This is a genomic window from Polycladidibacter hongkongensis (genome assembly GCF_001561995.1).
Lineage (GTDB): Bacteria > Pseudomonadota > Alphaproteobacteria > Rhizobiales > Stappiaceae > Pseudovibrio > Pseudovibrio hongkongensis.
Genome location: NZ_LLWC01000022.1, coordinates 242,693 through 261,503, shown reverse-complemented (window position 1 = coordinate 261,503; position 18,811 = coordinate 242,693). Strand labels below are relative to the sequence as shown.

The window sequence follows — 18,811 nt, the reverse complement described above, 5'->3', positions numbered from 1 at the left end:
TGTTCGGGATGCAGGAAGAGCTAGAGCGCTTCAAGGTGGGTAAGTAGCGAGCCCATGGCATCGCGCAGGTGTTCACTGGTGAGGCGGGCGGCGCGTTCGGCATCATTGTCGGAGCAGGCCTTGAGGATGGCCTTGTGCTCTTTATCTGCCAGTGCCATGCCGTCACTCATCATGAGCTGGGCGCGCAAGTAGCGATCTACCTTATCCATGGCATTGGTGATGGCTTCCAAATGATAGCCCAGTTGGCTGGCTTGGTAGAGCGAGAGGTGGAAATCGCGGTTGAGCGGCCCCCATAGCATCGGATCTGTAGCTTTTTCGAAAGCCTCGCAGGCGGTGGCAGCGTTGTCGACATCCTTGCGGGTCATGCGCGGGACAGAAAGGCGGATGACCTCTGTTTCTAGCAGGATGCGAAACTGGAAGATCTCTTTTGCTTCTTCCACGGAAAGCCCGGAGACCACTGCGCCTTTGTAGCGCTGTGATTTGACCAAGCCGTGCTCCTCCAGCCGCGAGATCGCCTCGCGCACGGGAATTCGACTGGTGTTGAACATGCGGGCGATTTCATCTTGGCGCAACGGTGTGCCGACCTCCATTTCGCCAGCGATAATGGCGTTGCGCAGCGCTTCGAAGATAATTTGCGAGGCTGATGCAGATTTGGAAATATCGACTTTTTCGATGTTCACCGGTGATTCCTCTCCCCAATTCAAGATGTTTTTGGTGGATACAACTCATTGGCGAAAAAGCAAAGAGATTTCATATTGCATATTGGATCCAATATGCAATATAAGTGATTCATGCTTGATATCTCAGCGGGCCTGCTGGGAAGCTTAATATGGGCCGAGGGGAGAGAGCCTTGGTCCTAATCCAAGTTTTGGGGGAATAAGATGGATCTCACTTTGTTCGCCGGTTGTATTCCGGCTTTGATGACACCTTGCAAAGCTGATCGCACACCTGACATTGATGCGTTGGTGCGTAAGGGCCGCGAGCTCATTGATGCTGGCATGTCTGGCGTTGTTTATTGTGGTTCCATGGGTGATTGGCCGCTGCTGACCGACGAAGAGCGGATGGCTGGGGTTGAAGCTCTGGTAAAAGCTGGTGTGCCGACCATTGTTGGTACGGGTGCAGTGAACACTAAGCAGGCTGTTGCGCACGCCGCACATGCACAAAAAGTTGGTGCTCATGGCCTGATGGTTATTCCGCGGGTGCTGTCTCGTGGCTCCTCTTTGATTGCTCAAAAGCACCACTTCTCCGCTATTTTGGAAGCCGCTCCCGATCTGCCTGCGGTTATTTATAATAGCCCTTACTATGGCTTTGCTACACGAGCTGATCTGTTCTTCGCGCTGAAAGCAAAATTCCCTAACCTGATTGGCTTTAAGGAGTTTGGCGGCTCTGAGGATTTGCGTTACGCTTCTGAAAACATCACCTCGCAAGATGACAGTGTTGCACTGATGATCGGTGTTGATACCAATGTTTATCATGGCTATGTGAACTGCGGCGCCATTGGCGCGATTACCGGTATCGGTAATGCCTTGCCACAGGAAGTGTTGCGGCTGGTTGATCTTTCCAAGAAGGCGGCTGCCGGTAATGCGCTGGCACGGGTAAAGGCCAAGGAACTGGAAGAGGCGCTTGGCGTACTTTCCTCCTTCGATGAGGGCCCTGATCTGGTGTTGTTCTACAAACATCTGATGGTTTTGAATGGCGAGCGTGAATACACTTTGCACTTCAATGAAACGGATGCGCTGAGTGATGCGCAGCGTAACTACATTGAGCAGCAGTACCAGCTGTTTAAGAACTGGTACGCTGACTGGAGCGAGCAGGCGGATACCAAAGCTGTATGCGGGTAATCGATAGCCATACAGCCGGGGAACCGACCCGGCTGGTTTTGGAAGGGGGGCCATCGCTTGGCGATGGCTCTCTGGCCGAGCGCGCCTTGCGCCTGGAGCAGGAGCATGGCGATTTTTGTAAGGCTGTGCTGTTGGAGCCGCGCGGGCACGATGCGATTGTGGGGGCGCTGCTGGTGCCTGCCAACGCGCCTGATTGCGTTACCGGTGTAATCTATTTTAATCCCGCTGGAAATCTTGGCATGTGTGGCCACGCGACCATTGGTCTGGCGGTGACTTTGGCGCATTTGGGGCGTATTGGCCCGGGCGTGCACCGGTTTGAAACGCCAGTGGGTGTGGTCAGCGTTGAGCTGCATGATACCAATACGGTCTCTGTGGTGAATGTGCCGAGTTATCGCTATTTGAAAGACATTGTTGTTGTTGTCCCGGGTGTCGGCCCCGTGCGCGGTGATGTGGCATGGGGCGGGAACTGGTTTTTCCTGACTAAAGATGGCGGTGTGCCGCTGGAATACGAGAAGATTCCCGAGCTTGCGCATGTGTCGTTAGAGATCCGCAGGGCATTGGCCAGCAATGGGATCACCGGCGCGGATGGCGGTGAGATAGACCATGTGGAGCTGATTGGCCCGGCGAAATCCGCGCATAATCACGGTCGGAACTTTGTTATGTGTCCGGGCGGGGCCTATGACCGTTCACCTTGCGGGACGGGAACATCGGCAAAGGTGGCATGCCTTGCCGCAGATGGACTGCTTGCAGCTCATACGATTTGGCGCCAAGAGAGCATCATCGATAGCACCTATGAGCTGTTCTATGTTCCAGCTGAGGGCGAGAGTGCTCCGGCTGGTGCTGTTTTGCCGACGGTGAAGGGCTCTGCATATGTGACAGCACAAAGCGAACTGCTGTTTGATGCAAACGACCCCTACATAAGCGGCATTCGCGGCAGCTGATAATGTTTTTTCGCGCGCGCTTAAAGGGTGCGCGCGCGGGATCTATTGGAATTTCTCGGGAGGAGAGCGCGGGTGAAATGCGATGAGCATGTGGTGGTGCTGGGGGCTGGCATCATTGGGGTAAGCTGTGCGTTGCAGTTGTTGCGCGAGGGCTACCATGTCACTTTGATTGATCGCAGCGGAGTGGCGCAAGGGGCCAGCAAAGGCAATGCCGGGGCATTTGCTTTTGCCGATATCGAGCCGCTGGCAACGCCGGGCATTATGCGCAAAGCGCCGAAATGGCTGCTGGACCCGCTGGGGCCGCTTTCTTTACCTCCACGTTATTTCCCTAAAATTCTGCCTTGGCTGTTGCGTTTTTGGCGGGCCAGCTTGCCAGATCGCTATGGCGCAGCTGTGGCGGCACAAAGCGCGATGATGGGTTTTTGCCAAGCCGCGCTGGAGCGACAAATCGCGCAGGTGGACGGCGAGGGTATGATGCAGCGCGAGGGGCAGCTGCAGTTGTTTGAAGGCGAAAGACAATTTCGCGCCAGCATGCCTGCTTGGGAGCTGAAGCGGCAACACGGCATTGCATTTCATCTGCTCTCTTCGCCTGAGGCCATTGCTGAAATTCAATCTGGCATTGATCCGCGTTTTACCCATGCTGGTTTTACGCCTGCTTGGATGAATGTGTGTGAGCCTGCCAAGTGGGCGGAGCGGATATATAGCGCTGCTGTCGCGCTGGGAGCGCGCTTTATTCAAGATGAGATGCGGCAGGTTGCACTGCAAGAGAATGGGGTGCAACTTGTTTGTGCCGGGCAACAGGTGGTTGCAGATCGGGTGGTTGTGGCTGGCGGGGCTTGGTCGCATCACGTGGCCAGAATGCTGGGTGAGCGAATTCCGTTGGAAACCGAGCGCGGTTACAATACCACTCTGCCTCCCGGGGCGTTTGATGTAAAAACGCAGCTCACTTTCGGCGGACATGGATTTGTGGTTTCTCGAATTGGAGGCGGCGTGCGTGTTGGCGGGGCGGTTGAGCTTGGTGGATTGGACTTGCCGCCGAATTTCCAGCGCTCCAAGGTGCTTTTGAACAAAGCAAAGCAATTCTTGCCGGGGCTGGATTGTTCGCAGGGGCAAGAGTGGATGGGCTTCCGCCCGTCATTGCCCGACAGTTTGCCGGTGATCGACTATGCAAAAGCAAGTAAGCGGGTTTGCTATGCCTTCGGGCACGGGCATTTGGGGCTGACGCAATCCGCTGGTACGGCGGAGCTGGTTGCGGATTTGGTGGCGCAGCGTCCGGCAAAGGTTTCGATTGATGCGTTTCGCGCAGATCGGTTTTAGGATTTTGGGAGTTTCGTAATGCGTTCAACAAAAACGGTTCATGTGGTTTCTTGTCATGCCGAGGGGGAAGTAGGTGATGTGATTGTGGGTGGTGTGCTGCCACCCCCTGGCAAGACTTTGTGGGAACAGAGAGATTTCCTTGCCAAGGACCAGACCTTGCGCAACTTTGTGCTGAATGAGCCAAGGGGCGGGGTGTTTCGCCATGTGAATTTGCTGGTGCCGCCGAAATCGCCTGAAGCCGATGCCGCGTTCTTAATTATGGAGCCTGAAGATACGCCGCCTATGTCTGGTTCTAACTCCATATGCGTTTCAACTGTGCTGCTGGATAGCGGTATTTTGCCGATGCAAGAGCCGGTGACGCGCTTTACGCTGGAAGCGCCGGGTGGGCTGGTGCATGTGGAAGCGGAGTGCCGAGATGGCAAGGCAGAGCGCATTAACGTGAAAAATGTGCCAAGTTTTGCAGGGCAACTGGATGCCCAGCTGGAGGTGGAAGGCCTTGGCTCCTTGCAAGTTGATACGGCTTATGGCGGTGACAGCTTTGTGGTGGTGGATGCTGCGGCGCTTGGCTTTGACATTGCCGAGCATGAGGCAAGGGATATTGCCCAGCTAGGCGTTCGTATTACCAATGCGGCCAATGAACAGCTTGGCTTCAAGCATCCTGAGAATTCGCAGTGGCGGCATATTTCCTTTTGCTTGTTTGCTGGCGTTCTGCAGAAAATCAAGGGCGGGTATACTGCGAAATCAGCTGTGGCTATCCAGCCGGGCAAGGTGGACCGCTCTCCAACCGGCACAGCCGTTTCAGCGCGCATGGCGCTGCTGCACAAGCGCGGTATGATGCAGGTGGGGGATACGTTTACCGCCAGCTCTATCATTGGTTCGCAGTTTAGCGGCAAGATTTGCGAGGAAGTGGCGCTAAGTGATCGTGCGGCGATCATTCCGCAGATTAGCGGGCGCGGCTGGATCACCGGGACGCATCAACATATGCTTGATCCTTCCGACCCGTGGCCGGGTGGCTATAAGCTAAAAGATACTTGGGGCTGTTAGTTGCTGCCTTCCTAGGGATGGAAACGAAATGACAAATTCTATTCGCACGATTGGCTTTGCTGAGGGTGAGGAGAAGCTGGATTGGCTGGAGCTTATTGCAGCGCTGGAGCGTGGGCATGCCTTGCCAAAAGCGACGATAAGCGACAGCTTTCTTTATCGCGGCAAAGATACTTTGCTGCAACGGCAAGCGTGGATTGATGGGCTCGGCATCGGGGTGAAATCGGCGACGATTTTCCCCGGAAATGCGGCGCTTGGCAAACCCGCGATTAACGGGGCTATGTCGCTTTATGATGACTGTACTGGCGAGCTGCGCGCGCTTATTGATTTTCACTTGGTGACCAAGTGGAAAACAGCTGGAGACAGTTTGCTAGCGGCCAGCCGTTTGGCGCGCAAGGACAGCCGTGTCATTTTGATCTTGGGCGCTGGGGCGGTGGCGCACAATTTGCGGCAGGCCTACGAGGCGTTGTTTCCTAAGGCTGAGTTTTTGGTGTGGAATCGCACTCAGGCTCGGGCGCAGCAATTTGCCGATAAATACACGCACACGCAGACGGTGAGCGATTTGGCTGGCGCCGTTGGGCAGGCAGATATTATTACCAGTGCATTGATGGTGCAGGAACCGGTGCTGCGCGGCGAATGGCTGAAGCCAGGACAGCATGTGGATCTTATCGGGGCGTATCGACCGGACATGCGCGAGGCGGATGATACGGCATTGCGGCGCTCTTCCATATTCGTGGATAGCTATGACACCACGCTGGAGCATATTGGTGAGTTGAAAATACCTCTGGCTTCTGGCGCGATTAGCAAAAGCGACGTGCTTGGTGATTACTATACCCTTGCACAGATGCAGCGGCGCAGTGACGATGAGATCACCCTGTTTAAAAACGGGGGTGGGGCACATCTTGATCTTATGGTGGCAGCGCATATCGTTGCGGCTTTTGAAGACTAGTCGCTGAAACACGTTTTGTTCGCAGGCATGGGCACAGCTAAGGCCCTCCTGCGGCTTATTGTTGGAGTTTGAAAAAGGTGTTGCCCTTACTTTGCACGGATGCGTCCTGCCTTACCTAATCTCTTGCAGCGAAGTGCCTAGTGCAAATTCGAGCCAATGACGGTGAACGCGTATTCGCGATAGGTAATCATTACTGTGGTCATGCATCATTGATATCCCCCTGCGTTTTCTGTTTGTTACTAAAACATGTTCCGAGGCCGTCTGCGTTTCGTTGTTTAATGGAACAAATGGAGATCAAGTATACAACCCTTCAATTGTCGATCGTAAGAAAACAGGGTTGCGAAATGTGAACAAAATAGGTACATGAATTGTGAGCTTTAATTTTTTCGCCCTTCGTGAAATAAGGAAGCGGAACAATGTCGCAAACTTCACTCCGCCTTGTTGAGGGCAAAGATATGGATAAAACAAAAGCATTGGAAGCCGCGCTCTCTCAGATTGAGCGCGCTTTTGGTAAAGGCTCTGTCATGCGCATGGGGCAGGGGCAAGTTGTTGAAGTGCAATCGATTTCAACCGGTTGTCTCGGGCTTGATATCGCACTTGGCATTGGAGGATTGCCAAAGGGGAGAATTGTCGAGATTTACGGTCCAGAATCGTCGGGAAAAACTACGCTTGCTCTGCACACCGTTGCCGAGGCCCAAAAGAAGGGCGGAATATGCGCATTCGTCGATGCAGAGCATGCGCTTGATCCAGTTTATGCTCGCAAACTTGGCGTTAACATTGATGATCTGCTGATTTCTCAACCTGATGCAGGTGAACAGGCACTTGAGATTGCAGACACGCTTGTGCGTTCGGGCGCAATTGATGTTTTGGTTATCGATTCTGTAGCCGCGCTGACACCGAAAGCCGAACTAGAGGGAGAGATGGGCGACTCTTTGCCCGGTCTGCAAGCGCGGTTGATGAGTCAGGCCCTACGCAAACTCACTGCGTCGATTTCCAAGTCCAATACTATGGTTATCTTCATCAACCAGATTCGCATGAAGATTGGCGTGATGTTTGGTTCGCCAGAGACAACAACTGGCGGAAATGCACTAAAATTTTACGCCAGTGTTAGGTTGGACATCCGCCGAATTGGTGCGATTAAGGATCGCGATGAAGTGATCGGAAATCAGACCCGAATAAAGGTTGTTAAGAACAAGCTTGCGCCTCCGTTTAAACAGGTGGAATTCGACATTCTGTATGGAGAAGGTGTTTCCAAACTTGGGGAGCTGCTCGACCTTGGTGTCAAAGGTGGCATTGTTGAGAAGTCTGGAGCGTGGTTCTCTTACAACTCTCAGCGCTTGGGACAGGGGCGAGAAAACTCTAAGCAGTTTCTAAGAGAAAATACTGAAATCGCAGATGAAATTGAGTTAGCAATTAGGCAAGGTGCTGGTCTGATAGCTGCAACACTTGATGATCCCGAAGCGGCGGCGGCGCCTGAACCAAAGCCGGAAGCGGCTCCCGCAACACGTACGCGGCGTGGAGCAAATAAAGCATTAGCGTAGACTATGGGCGAGGGAGTATCTCTCGCCTTTAATTTATCTGAAAGAAAGACGAACGCGTCCTAATTAGATCAATTGCCGGTCACAAAGCGGCGAGGCGGGGTTTCTCTGTGTTCTAAGGTTACGTGTGAGTTGCAGGTGTTTGTTTTCGCTTGGAACCAAAGAAAATCGACGTTTGCAGATAGACACTGCATTTTTCAAAGGATAAAACGCTGACAAGAGCAACTACAGGACAAGCGAACAGGAAGAAAACTTCCTTTCGGTAATTTGGAAACGAGTATCTATGAGTGGTGTAAACGAGATTCGGTCGGCGTTCCTCGACTACTTTGCAAAGCATGGACATGAAATTGTGCCATCTAGCCCATTGGTTCCGCGCAACGATCCGACGTTGATGTTTACCAACGCGGGCATGGTTCCGTTTAAGAATGTGTTTACGGGTGTTGAAAAGCGTGACTACGTACGTGCTACATCATCACAGAAGTGCGTGCGTGCTGGCGGCAAGCACAATGATCTAGACAATGTGGGGTATACAGCCCGTCACCATACATTCTTTGAAATGCTCGGCAACTTCTCGTTTGGCGATTACTTTAAAGAACAGGCTATCGAGCTTGCTTGGAATTTGCTTACAAAAGAGTACTGCCTCCCAAAAGACAAACTGCTGGTCACAGTTTATTCAGAGGATGACGAGGCTTTTTCTATATGGAAAAAGCTGACTGGTTTTGCGGATGAAAAGATAATTCGTATCCCGACCTCTGATAACTTTTGGTCCATGGGAGATACAGGCCCTTGTGGCCCTTGTTCGGAAATTTTTTACGATCATGGTGAGCACATCTGGGGTGGTCCTCCTGGCTCTCCTGAGGAAGACGGGGACCGCTTTATCGAGATTTGGAATCTCGTCTTCATGCAGTATGAGCAAACTGCGAATGAGCGTCTCGATCTGCCGCGGCCCTCGATTGATACAGGTATGGGGTTGGAGCGATTTGCAGCCCTCATGCAAGGTGTGCACGATAACTATGACATTGACCTGTTCAAAGCTCTGATAGCGTCCTCCGAGAACTTAACCGGCGTTGAGGCTGGCGGAAAAGCCGGGTCAAGCCACAGGGTTATTGCTGATCACTTGCGATCGATGTCTTTCTTGATTGCAGATGGTGTACTGCCTTCGAATGAGGGGCGTGGTTATGTGCTGCGCCGTATCATGCGTCGGGCGATGCGACATGCGAATCTGCTTGGGGCACGGGATCCGATTATTTACAAAATGCTACCCATTTTAGTGCGGGAAATGGGTCGCGCATTTCCAGAGTTGGTACGAGCAGAAAAATTGATAGAAGAGACAATTCTGCTTGAAGAAAAGCGTTTTATTAAAACGCTAGAGCGAGGCCTTGGATTGCTGGATACCGCAGTTGAGGAGCTTGGAGATAGCAAGCAATTAGACGGGGAGACTGCTTTCAAGCTGTATGACACCTACGGTTTCCCACTTGATCTGACGCAGGATGCACTGCGCGCGAAGAACATCAACGTAGATACTGATGCCTTTAATAGGGCGATGGAGCGTCAGAAAGCCGAGGCTCGTGCAGCTTGGACAGGTTCTGGCGATGCTGCTACAGACGCAATCTGGTTTGGGATCAAGGAGAAAGTCGGGGTGACCGAATTCCTTGGCTATGAAACCGAGAAGGCAGAAGGTGTCGTTTCAGCATTGGTTAAGGATGGCGCCGTGGTTACATCGCTGAGTAAGGGAGAAGAAGGTTTCCTAGTGGTGAATCAAACTCCGTTTTACGGAGAATCCGGGGGTCAGGTGGGCGATACCGGAAAGATTACTGGTGAAGGCTTTGAAGCGATTGTAACCAACACTCAGAAGAAGGCAGAGGGTGTGTTTGTGCATGCGCTGGCTGTGACCGAGGGGTCAATTCATCTGGGCAATCCAATCGAGATGGCTATCGATCATTCTCGTCGTTCGGCAATACGTTCCAACCATTCAGCGACACATTTGCTGCATGAAGCACTGCGCTCGACGCTTGGAGACCATGTCGCACAGAAAGGATCTCTCGTGATGTCTGAGCGGTTGCGCTTTGACTTTTCACATCCAAAGCCATTGAGTGACGAAGATGTCAAGCGTGTAGAAGAATTGGCGAACGAGGTCGTACTTCAAAATGCGGAGGTTGAAACTCGGTTGATGGCGGTTGATGACGCCATTGAGAGTGGGGCAACTGCGTTGTTTGGCGAAAAATATGGCGATGAGGTTCGTGTGGTTAGCATGGGACAGGCTCTGGATGGGGGAAGCAAAGCCTATTCCGTGGAGCTTTGCGGGGGCACCCATGTTTCTCGAACCGGCGATATTGGTCTTGTAACGGTTGTGAATGAAGGTGCTGTTGCTGCTGGTATTCGGCGGCTAGAAGCGTTGACTGGGGATGCAGCGCGCACCTACTTGGCTCGGCAAGACGCGTTGATGCGTCAGACATCAGGTGTACTAAAAGTCGCTGCAGAGGATGTGCCTGCACGGATAGCTGCACTGTTGGACGAGCGACGCAAGCTGGAGCGAGAGTTAGCAAATGCAAAAAAACAGCTTGCGCTTGGTGGTGGAACTTCTGGTGAGCAGAAAGCGGAAGAACTCGGTACATTTAACTTTTTTGCCAAAGTAACTGATGGTTTGAATCCGAAAGATCTTAAGGGTTTGGCTGATGAGGCAAAGGCAAATCTTGAGAACGGCGTCGTGGTTTTGATTAACAGCGGGGATGATGGCAAAGCGGCGATTGTTGTTGGTGTGACCAAAGATTGCAGTGATAAAGTCAGCGCGGTTGATCTGGTACGCCTCGGATCAGCGGCTCTTGGCGGACGCGGCGGGGGCGGGCGCCCTGATATGGCGCAGGCAGGAGGCCCGGACGCTTCTAAGGCAGATGAGGCAATTGCGGCCATCCGTGATCACCTGAATAATATCTGATGAGAAAGGGAGAGCGTTGCTCTCCCTTTTTTGTTTTGTTTGTATCTGATGATGTAGAGTTGGCTCGAATATGACGGGCAAGCTTATGCGACTCTATCAAAAGATAAAGCAAACTGTATTTGCATCACTTGAAGCAGATCCTGCGAGGAGCCGAACAGCAAGGGTAACGGGGCGTGTCCTTGTGGTGTTAATCCTGTTAAATGTAACTGCCGCTATCTTGCAAAGTGACCCGAAGATTAGGGCAGAAAGTGGTTTTCTTTTACTGCTGGTAAATTTTGCCTCCGGCTGGGTTTTTCTTGTCGAGTATGTTTGCCGTGTTTGGGTGTGTAATTTACATCCTCAAAGCGCACGCCATGGGCCGCTTAAGTCTCGGTTGTTTTTTGTGCTTCAGCCACTTGCTCTAGTCGATCTGCTGGCGGCGCTTCCTTTGGTTTTGTTGCCTCTCCTACCAAGTAGTGATTTTACTGCGATCCTATTCCTCCGATTATTGCGGTTTTTAAAAATCGTACGTTATTCACCAGCGCTTAGATCCTTGACCAATGCTGTGGTTGTCGAGAGAAACGCTATCATTGCCAGCCTTGTAATTATTTTGGGATGTATCCTGTTAGCTGCAACACTTATGTTCAGCGTAGAACGGCACGTTCAGCCAGAGGCATTTGGCAGTATCCCAAGATCCATGTGGTGGGCCTTTGCGACATTAACGACTGTGGGTTACGGCGATGTCGTTCCGGTGTCCGTGATCGGCAAGGCTTTGGCTAGCTTAATGATGTTGGTCGGTTATTGTCTCTTTGCTTTGCCTGTTGGCATTATTGGCACGGCCTTTGTGCGTGAGATTGGCGCACGGGATTTTGTGGTTAGTTGGTCAATGGTTGCTGAAATCCCAATGTTCCAGAAATTGAGTGCCCATGAGATCAAGGAGATCTCCCAGATACTACGCTCGCAGGAGGCCTACGAAGGTGAGAGGATTGTGCATCGCGGCGACCCTGCGCATAGCATGTATATTATTTCTAGCGGACGCGTTCGATTGAGCGACGATGAAGGGGAGCTAGAGATTGGCAGTGGCGACCATTTTGGTGCTTTAGAGCTTAGCGGCAAAGGGGTTTGCAAGCGTGAAGCTACAGCGATAGAGCAGTGCCGATTGCTGGTGCTTGACCTAAATGTTCTCCGGAGTTTTTTGCGCCGCAAGCCTGAAACAGCCGAGAGAATTCGGGAGGCTGCGCGCGCGGCGGCTGCTCAAGAGAAACAAAGAACAATGGAAAAGCACGATGGTGCGGATTAGGTGACAGGCACCCCTTGAAAGAAGGGGTGCGCATTTTACCCGTTTGCCTCTTGTTCCCAGAACTTGAGAATTCTGCGCTGGCGCTTAAGCGATTAAGGTTGTCCCAGAACTAATGTCTCAGCTGCTGCGTTTAAGGGGAAATGTGATGACCGCATCCAGTGCCGGATCAGAAGAACACATCAAGGTTTCAAGCCAAGTGCAACAGGGATGGGGCAAATTCCTGCTGCTCGGGATTTTGATGATTATTGGCGGTATGTTTGTCGTTGCGATGCCTTTGGCTTCAACTTTTGCGGTAACCTTTGTCATTGCAAGTTGTTTGATTGCCGTGGGCGTTGTTCAGCTTTGGCACGCCTTTTCAGTTAAGGGATGGAAGGGTGTTGTTTGGCAGGTCTTGCTGGGACTGATCGCCATCGTGGGCGGTGCGCTGATTTTCTACCACCCGGTTATCGGTACGGTCGCGTTGACGCTTGTTGTTGCCTCGATTTTTGTGGCGCAGGGTGTTTCGCAATTGATGCTTTCGTTTGCTTTGCGACCCCGTGATGGCTGGGGGTGGGTCTTATTTGCCGGGCTTGTTTCTCTTGGTGCCGGAATTTGCATTTTCTATGGTTTTCCCTTGTCCGCGGATTGGGTTCTTGGCACACTTGCCGGCATCTCTATCATCATAAATGGCTGGAGCTATCTGGCTATCGGGATTGCGGGCAAGGCCAGTTAAATACAAGAGATTGGAGCAGAGGCAGGTAGGGGTTTGCGCTACCGCAAGTGCTTTCATGTTATGGATGGGTGGAAGAGAACACAATAGCCGCGTTCACGCCTCCGAAGCCAAAGCCATTGCTCATGACATGGGAAAGCTCGCGCTTGACGGCACTTTCTGGCACCAGATCGAACTCTATAGGCATATTGCCTGCGGATACTTCTGGATCTTGAAGGTTGAGTGTGGGGGGGAGTGTCCCGGTTGTTAGTGCTTTGATTGCTGCGATTGCTTCTAGAGCACCGGTGGCTCCCAGCAGATGCCCTGTGGCAGACTTCGTTGAAGATACCGCAAGTGTTTTACCACGGGTTGGAAACAGGCGGGTTAGTGCTGCCAGCTCCGCCAAATCACCCAGCGGTGTTGATGTGCTGTGTGCGTTAACATAGCCAATCGCCTCAGGTGATAGTGAGGATTGAGCGAGTGCGAGTTGCATTGCTTGCAGTGCGCCGCTGCCATCTTCTGGACCGGCTGTAACGTGATGGGCATCTGCACTGGTGCCATATCCGCTAAGCTCACAGATAATCTCGGCGCCGCGCTCGATGGCGTGTTGGCGTTCTTCAAGCAGCAAAATGGCGGCACCTTCCCCCATAACGAAGCCATCGCGAGCTTTGTCAAACGGGCGGGATGCAGCTGATGGTGTATCATTATAGCTGCTGGAAAGCGCTCGCGCGGCGGAAAAACCGGCAAAGGAAACCGGATCGATGCTGGCTTCAGCACCGCCTGCGACGGCAACGTCGGCTTCGTCGGCTCTAATCAGGCGGGCTGCATCTCCGAGTGCTTGGACGCTGGCGGCGCAAGCGGTCACCGGTGTGCCAAGAGGGCCTTTGAAGCCGTGGGTGATGGAAACTTGGCCCGCTGCCAGATTGGCAAGAAACGAGGGGACGATGAAGGGGGACAAGCGTCTGGGCCCGTTTGCTTCCACGTGCTTGGTGGCGGAGGTCATGGTGGTCAGGCCCCCAACACCACTTGCAATGATTGTGGCGGTGCGTTGCCGGGCTGTGTCCTTATGTGGTTGCCAGCCTGCTTGTTCAATCGCTTCTTTTGCGGCTACCAGCGCATAGCGGATAAACAGATCAACGCGTTTTACCTCTTTGGTGGGCATTGCAACCAAAGGGTCGAAGCCACCTTCTGGGTCTTCCTCAACGCTCGGAACTTGTGCCGCGACCTGACAGGCGAAGCCTTCAGGATTAAAGCGATCAACGCGGCGGATGCCGCTTTTGGAGTTGACCAGATTATTCCAAAACCGCTCGACCCCGACACCCAACGGCGAGACCGCGCCCATTCCTGTCACCACTACGCGCCGCATTAACATCACCCGCTGTTGTCCCGTGAAAGGCACGAACATTTAAACGAGGTAAAAACTCTTCTGTCAAATCCAGAGGAATCTGATGTAAATTCGCATGGCTTGATTTTAGTGAGAAATACGCTCGGGAGCTTGTCGTGGAATTCGGCTTGAGCAAAAAGCGCAGACACAGATAATTTTCTCACTAGACACAAATTGCGCACACCGGTATACAAACTGACAAACGCAGGTGCTGCCCTGCATCTACTGCAACTTGAAAGGTCCACTTTATGGCTAAGATTAAGGTCGCCAATCCTGTCGTCGAACTCGACGGCGACGAGATGACACGCATCATCTGGAAACTCATCAAGGATAAGCTGATTCACCCTTATCTGGACATCGACCTGAAATATTTCGATTTGGGTGTCGAAGCGCGTGATGCCACCGATGATCAGATCACCGTTGATGCTGCAAATGCCATTAAAGAACATGGCGTGGGCGTGAAATGTGCGACGATCACCCCTGATGAAGCGCGTGTTGAAGAATTTGGCTTGAAGCGTATGTACCGCTCGCCAAACGGTACCATCCGCAACATTCTGGGCGGCGTGATCTTCCGCGAGCCTATCATCATGTCCAACGTTCCGCGTTTGGTGCCGGGCTGGACCCAACCGATCATCGTTGGCCGTCACGCATTTGGCGATCAGTACCGCGCGACCGATTTCAAGTTCCCGGGCAAGGGCAAGCTCACTGTTAAGTTTGTTGGCGATGATGGTACCGAGATCGAGCACGAAGTGTTTGACGCACCTTCCTCCGGTATTGCGATGGCGATGTACAATCTGGATGATTCCATCCGTGATTTTGCCCGCGCTTCCATGAACTACGCATTGGGCCGCAAGGTGCCGTGCTACCTGTCCACCAAGAACACCATCTTGAAAGCTTACGATGGTCGCTTCAAGGATATCTTCCAGGAAATCTACGACGCCGAATTCAAAGAGAAATTCGAAGCTGAAAAGATCTGGTACGAGCACCGCTTGATTGATGACATGGTAGCTGCCTCCATGAAGTGGTCCGGTGGTTATGTTTGGGCCTGTAAGAACTACGATGGTGACGTACAGTCCGACACCGTTGCACAGGGCTTTGGTTCCCTTGGCCTGATGACTTCTGTGCTGATGTCACCAGATGGCAAAACCGTTGAAGCAGAAGCAGCACACGGCACCGTGACCCGTCACTACCGTCAGCACCAAAAGGGTGAAGAGACCTCCACCAACTCCATCGCTTCTATCTTCGCATGGACCCGCGGTCTGGCGCACCGTGCCAAGCTGGATGACAACGCTGAACTGAAGGCATTTGCTGAAACACTTGAGCGCGTATGCATCGAGACTGTTGAAAGCGGCTTCATGACCAAAGATCTGGCCTTGCTGGTTGGCCCGGACCAGAAATGGCTGACAACCACCGGCTTCCTCGACAAGGTTGACGAGAACCTTCAGAAGGCTATGGCTGTCGCCTAAGGTTTTCTGACGATGCATTTAAAAAGGGGCGCCCCAAGTGGGGTGCCCCTTTTTGTTTGTCGTTGCCTGCGCCTGCAATGCCTTGGTGCAAAGGCGGGGCCTGTGGCTTTACGGGCCTTTCTTTGCTTTCGCAAATGGAGTAAGACGCGCAACATGGAGAATATTCAGCAACAAGACGACGCAGTGGAGCGCGGCGAAGCCTGCCCGCCAGCTGTAATCCTATGCGAGCCGCAGCTTGGCGAGAATATCGGCATGGTGGCGCGGGCGATGGCGAATTTTGGCCTGAACGATTTGCGAATTGTAAACCCGCGTGATGGCTGGCCGAGCGAGAAGGCGCGTTCTGCCTCCAGCCGGGCGCATCATGTGATTGACAGCGCCAAGGTTTTTGACAGTGTCGAAGAGGCGCTGGCAGATTTGCAATTGGTGTTCGCCACAACAGCGCGCAGCCGCGATATTCCCAAGCCAGTTGTGGGGCCTGATGTGGCGGCGCAAGAGGCAGTCGTTAGCAGCCAGCAGCGCGGCGACAAAGTGGGCTATATGTTTGGCCGCGAGCGTTGGGGGCTCAATAATGACGAAGTGGCGCTGGCAAACAAAATAGTCACGCTGCCGGTTGATCCTACCTATGCTTCACTCAATATTGCTCAGGCGGTGCTGGTTTGTGCCTATGAGTGGCGGCGACAAGCGACGGCGGGTTTGCTGCCGTTTACGCTGGATGATTATGACGCGGAGCCAGCGACACAAGCCGAAATCGGCTATATGTTCAAACATCTTGAAGAGGCGCTTGAGGTGCGGGGCTTCTTCCGCCCGCTGGAGAAAAAACCGGTGACGGTACGGCGATTGCGCAACATTTTTCAAAAGGCGGGACTTACGGGCAACGAGGTGCGGATTATGCGCGGCGTTGTGGCTTGCTTTGAAAAGTATGGCCGTAAAAGGGACGGATAAGCCAAGTATTGGGTTGGGGTTTGCTGCATGAGCCTAGCGATTTTTGGGGGTGAACTGCCGACTTTTCGGCCTGTTGCAGCGGATGGCAGTGGCACCTTACCAGACCTATCGAGGCGTGTGCTGCTTGCAGACAGTGGCATGGGCGGGCTGAGCGTGCTGCGTGAAGTGCGCAAGGCGCTGCCAGAGGTGGGGCTGCTCTATCTCGCCGATGCGCATGCCTTCCCCTATGGAGATTGGGATGAGGCGGCGTTGCGAGAACACTTGGTCAGGCTACTGGTGCGTTTGGCGAAGGATTGGCATGTCAGTGCGGTTGTGGTGGCATGTAATACGGCGTCGACCATTGTGCTGCCACAGCTGCGCGCTGCGCTTACGGTGCCGGTTGTGGGCACGGTCCCGGCGATTAAACCGGCGGCGGCGGCGACACGTAGCGGCTTGATTGGGGTTCTGGCGACGCCGGGCACCGCGGCGCGGGAATACACCGCTGCGTTGATTGCCGAGTTTGCGGGCAAGAGCCACGTCAAGCTTGTGGGGGCGCGGCGTTTGGCGCAACTGGCTGAAGACAAGCTGGCCGGGCGGCATGTGGACCTTACGGTGCTGAGCGATGAAATTGCGCCTTGTTTTGTTTGCGAGGGGCGACGGCGCACCGATGTTGTCGTGCTTGGTTGCACACATTATCCGCTGCTGCTTGACGAGTTGCGCGAAGTCGCGCCATGGCCGGTGCAGTTTATCGACCCGGCAGCGGCAATCGCACGGCGCTTGCGCAGTGTGCTCGCAGGTGGCGCTGTTTCAACTTGCGCCGATACGGTGTTTTTGCGTAGCGTCTAGCCACAGCGCTGGTCGCGTTTGGTTTTCCCATTGCGTTTTAACAGGATAACAACTTAGCTGAGCGGCTGATCCTTGTTGTAATTGTTTGTTTCCGTTAGGTCATATGCAAGTGGTATGATTTTGGAGGCGCGTGTGGTTGATACAGTCATCGGTTATTTAAACACTCTGTTCTGGAGCTATATACTTGTTTATGGCCTGTTAGCGGTGGGCGTCTATTTTACTGTGCGGTTGGGCTTTCTTCAGTTTCGACATTTTGGTGAGTGCTTCAAGGTGTTGTTTAGCGGGGCTCGGGAAGACCGTGAAGGAATTAGCCCGTTTCAGGCGTTGTGCACCTCGCTGGCGTCCCGCGTTGGCACAGGCAATATCGCGGGAGTGGCGCTGGCACTGACCCTTGGGGGGCCGGGGGCAATTTTCTGGATGTGGGTGGTTGCGCTGGTTGGCATGTCAACGGCGTATGCGGAAAGCGCGTTGGCGCAGCTATACAAATATCGGGATGAAGAGGGACAGTTTCGCGGCGGTCCAGCCCATTATATGGCAAGGGGCCTCAACATGCCGATTATGGGGCATGTCTTTGCGGTCGTTTTGATTTTTACCTTTGGTCTGGTGTTTAATGCGGTGCAGTCCAACTCGATAGCTGCGGCGATGCAGGAGGCCTTCGGGGTGCCAGAGCTGATGAGCGGTGCAGCGTTGGTACTGGGTGCAGGCATTGTTATTTTTGGCGGTGTGCGTGGCATTGCGCATTTTGCCGAGAAGGTGGTGCCGGTTATGGCCGGGGTGTATCTGCTTGTGGTGCTTTACGTGGTTTTGGCGAATATCACAGTGGTGCCTGAGCTGCTTTACACTATTGTTGCGCAGGCCTTTGGTTGGCAGGAAGCGGCAGGCGGCGTTGCCGGGGGCGTCATGGCGGCGCTGATGAATGGCATACGGCGCGGGCTGTTCTCCAACGAGGCTGGGATGGGATCTGCGCCGAATATCGCAGCGTGTGCGGTGCCTGATCCGCATCATCCGGCGAGCCAAGGCTTTGTGCAGGCGTTGGGCGTGTTTATCGATACGATTGTGGTATGTACGGCGACGGCGCTGTTGATCATGCTATCTGGTGTTTACGAGGTGGGCGGGGCGCTCACCGGAACTGCGTTAACGCAGGCGGCCGCAGCCGATCAGATTGGTGTTGCTGGTACCTATTTTGTTGCAGTGGCGATCCTGTTCTTTGCCTTTACTACGATTGTTGCCAATTACTCTTATGCCGAAAATGCGATGCTGTTTCTGGAGCATGGCTGGAAACCGGGGGTGCTGGTGCTACGCTTGCTGGCCCTTGCCATGGTTCTATGGGGTTCTGTTCAGAGTGTGGCAACAGTGTTTAACGCAGCCGATGCGGCGATGGGGCTGATGGCAACGATCAATCTGGTGGCCATTGTGTGGCTGTCGCCCAAAGTGGTGCTGTTGACGCGCGATTATTTGGCGCAGCGCAAGGCCGGGCAGGTTCCGGAATTTAAACTGGAAGCGCATCCGCAGCTGGCAAAGGGGGTGGAGCGCGATATCTGGGGCTCTGAGGGGAAATGAGCGAGTGGCGCGCCGTGATTTTGGTTGACTCTGGCAAGGGCTTTGACTAGGAACCATTGTTGATGGCTGAGGGCTCCTTCTAGGGGCCCTTGGCTTTTCTACGCA

General features: G+C 53.5%; 15 protein-coding genes. 13 read left to right on the top strand and 2 right to left on the bottom strand.

The window, feature by feature from the left end:
• Positions 1-20: 20 nt before the first annotated feature.
• Positions 21-680, bottom strand: coding sequence for a GntR family transcriptional regulator (locus AYK82_RS09320; RefSeq protein WP_068314508.1), 660 nt, complete (start codon positions 678-680; stop codon positions 21-23).
• A gap of 201 nt (positions 681-881) precedes the next feature.
• On the opposite strand from AYK82_RS09320, the gene AYK82_RS09315 reads away from it, so the two are divergent.
• The 9 genes from AYK82_RS09315 to AYK82_RS09275 all read left to right on the top strand — a co-directional run bounded on the left by AYK82_RS09315 (position 882) and on the right by AYK82_RS09275 (position 12,553).
• Complete coding sequence (locus AYK82_RS09315; RefSeq protein ID WP_068314504.1) at positions 882-1,841, top strand: dihydrodipicolinate synthase family protein; 960 nt, start codon at positions 882-884, stop codon at positions 1,839-1,841.
• Positions 1,832-2,782, top strand: coding sequence for a 4-hydroxyproline epimerase (locus AYK82_RS09310; RefSeq protein ID WP_068314501.1), 951 nt, complete (start codon positions 1,832-1,834; stop codon positions 2,780-2,782). Before AYK82_RS09315 ends, AYK82_RS09310 begins: the two co-directional genes overlap by 10 nt.
• 72 nt (positions 2,783-2,854) lie before the next feature.
• A complete protein-coding gene (locus AYK82_RS09305) occupies positions 2,855-4,099 on the top strand; it encodes an NAD(P)/FAD-dependent oxidoreductase (RefSeq protein ID WP_068314499.1) in 1,245 nt (414 codons plus the stop codon).
• A gap of 18 nt (positions 4,100-4,117) precedes the next feature.
• Positions 4,118-5,143 carry a trans-3-hydroxy-L-proline dehydratase gene (locus AYK82_RS09300; protein ID WP_068314497.1) on the top strand — a complete coding sequence of 342 codons (1,026 nt, stop codon included), beginning with the start codon at positions 4,118-4,120 and terminating at the stop codon, positions 5,141-5,143.
• A gap of 28 nt (positions 5,144-5,171) precedes the next feature.
• Positions 5,172-6,089, top strand: coding sequence for an ornithine cyclodeaminase family protein (locus AYK82_RS09295; protein WP_068314489.1), 918 nt, complete (start codon positions 5,172-5,174; stop codon positions 6,087-6,089).
• A gap of 416 nt (positions 6,090-6,505) precedes the next feature.
• Positions 6,506-7,630 carry a recombinase RecA gene (recA, locus tag AYK82_RS09290; protein WP_208976447.1) on the top strand — a complete coding sequence of 375 codons (1,125 nt, stop codon included), beginning with the start codon at positions 6,506-6,508 and terminating at the stop codon, positions 7,628-7,630.
• Between the two features lie 280 nt (positions 7,631-7,910).
• The gene (gene alaS / locus AYK82_RS09285; protein WP_068314487.1) at positions 7,911-10,562 is read left to right on the top strand and encodes an alanine--tRNA ligase; all 2,652 of its coding nucleotides are present in this window, start codon (positions 7,911-7,913) and stop codon (positions 10,560-10,562) included.
• Between the two features lie 85 nt (positions 10,563-10,647).
• Positions 10,648-11,841, top strand: coding sequence for a cyclic nucleotide-gated ion channel (locus AYK82_RS09280; RefSeq protein ID WP_172795222.1), 1,194 nt, complete (start codon positions 10,648-10,650; stop codon positions 11,839-11,841).
• Positions 11,842-11,986: 145 nt separating this feature from the next.
• Positions 11,987-12,553, top strand: coding sequence for an HdeD family acid-resistance protein (locus AYK82_RS09275; RefSeq protein ID WP_068314482.1), 567 nt, complete (start codon positions 11,987-11,989; stop codon positions 12,551-12,553).
• Between the two features lie 58 nt (positions 12,554-12,611).
• Here the strand turns inward: AYK82_RS09275 and fabF are convergent, their stop codons facing one another.
• The gene (gene fabF / locus AYK82_RS09270; protein ID WP_068314478.1) at positions 12,612-13,895 is read right to left on the bottom strand and encodes a beta-ketoacyl-ACP synthase II; all 1,284 of its coding nucleotides are present in this window, start codon (positions 13,893-13,895) and stop codon (positions 12,612-12,614) included.
• A gap of 266 nt (positions 13,896-14,161) precedes the next feature.
• Here fabF and AYK82_RS09265 point away from each other — a divergent pair, with 266 nt between their 5' ends.
• The 4 genes from AYK82_RS09265 to AYK82_RS09250 all read left to right on the top strand — a co-directional run bounded on the left by AYK82_RS09265 (position 14,162) and on the right by AYK82_RS09250 (position 18,706).
• On the top strand, positions 14,162-15,379 hold the full coding sequence (locus AYK82_RS09265) for an NADP-dependent isocitrate dehydrogenase (RefSeq protein ID WP_068314475.1): 1,218 nt from the start codon (positions 14,162-14,164) through the stop codon (positions 15,377-15,379).
• Positions 15,380-15,532: 153 nt separating this feature from the next.
• Positions 15,533-16,321 carry an RNA methyltransferase gene (locus AYK82_RS09260; protein WP_068315630.1) on the top strand — a complete coding sequence of 263 codons (789 nt, stop codon included), beginning with the start codon at positions 15,533-15,535 and terminating at the stop codon, positions 16,319-16,321.
• A gap of 27 nt (positions 16,322-16,348) precedes the next feature.
• Positions 16,349-17,146: a glutamate racemase gene (gene murI, locus AYK82_RS09255; protein WP_082733835.1), complete on the top strand. Its 798-nt coding sequence runs from the start codon at positions 16,349-16,351 to the stop codon at positions 17,144-17,146.
• A 132-nt stretch (positions 17,147-17,278) separates the two neighbouring features.
• Complete coding sequence (locus AYK82_RS09250; RefSeq protein ID WP_425272574.1) at positions 17,279-18,706, top strand: alanine/glycine:cation symporter family protein; 1,428 nt, start codon at positions 17,279-17,281, stop codon at positions 18,704-18,706.
• The last annotated feature ends 105 nt before the right edge of the window (positions 18,707-18,811 follow it).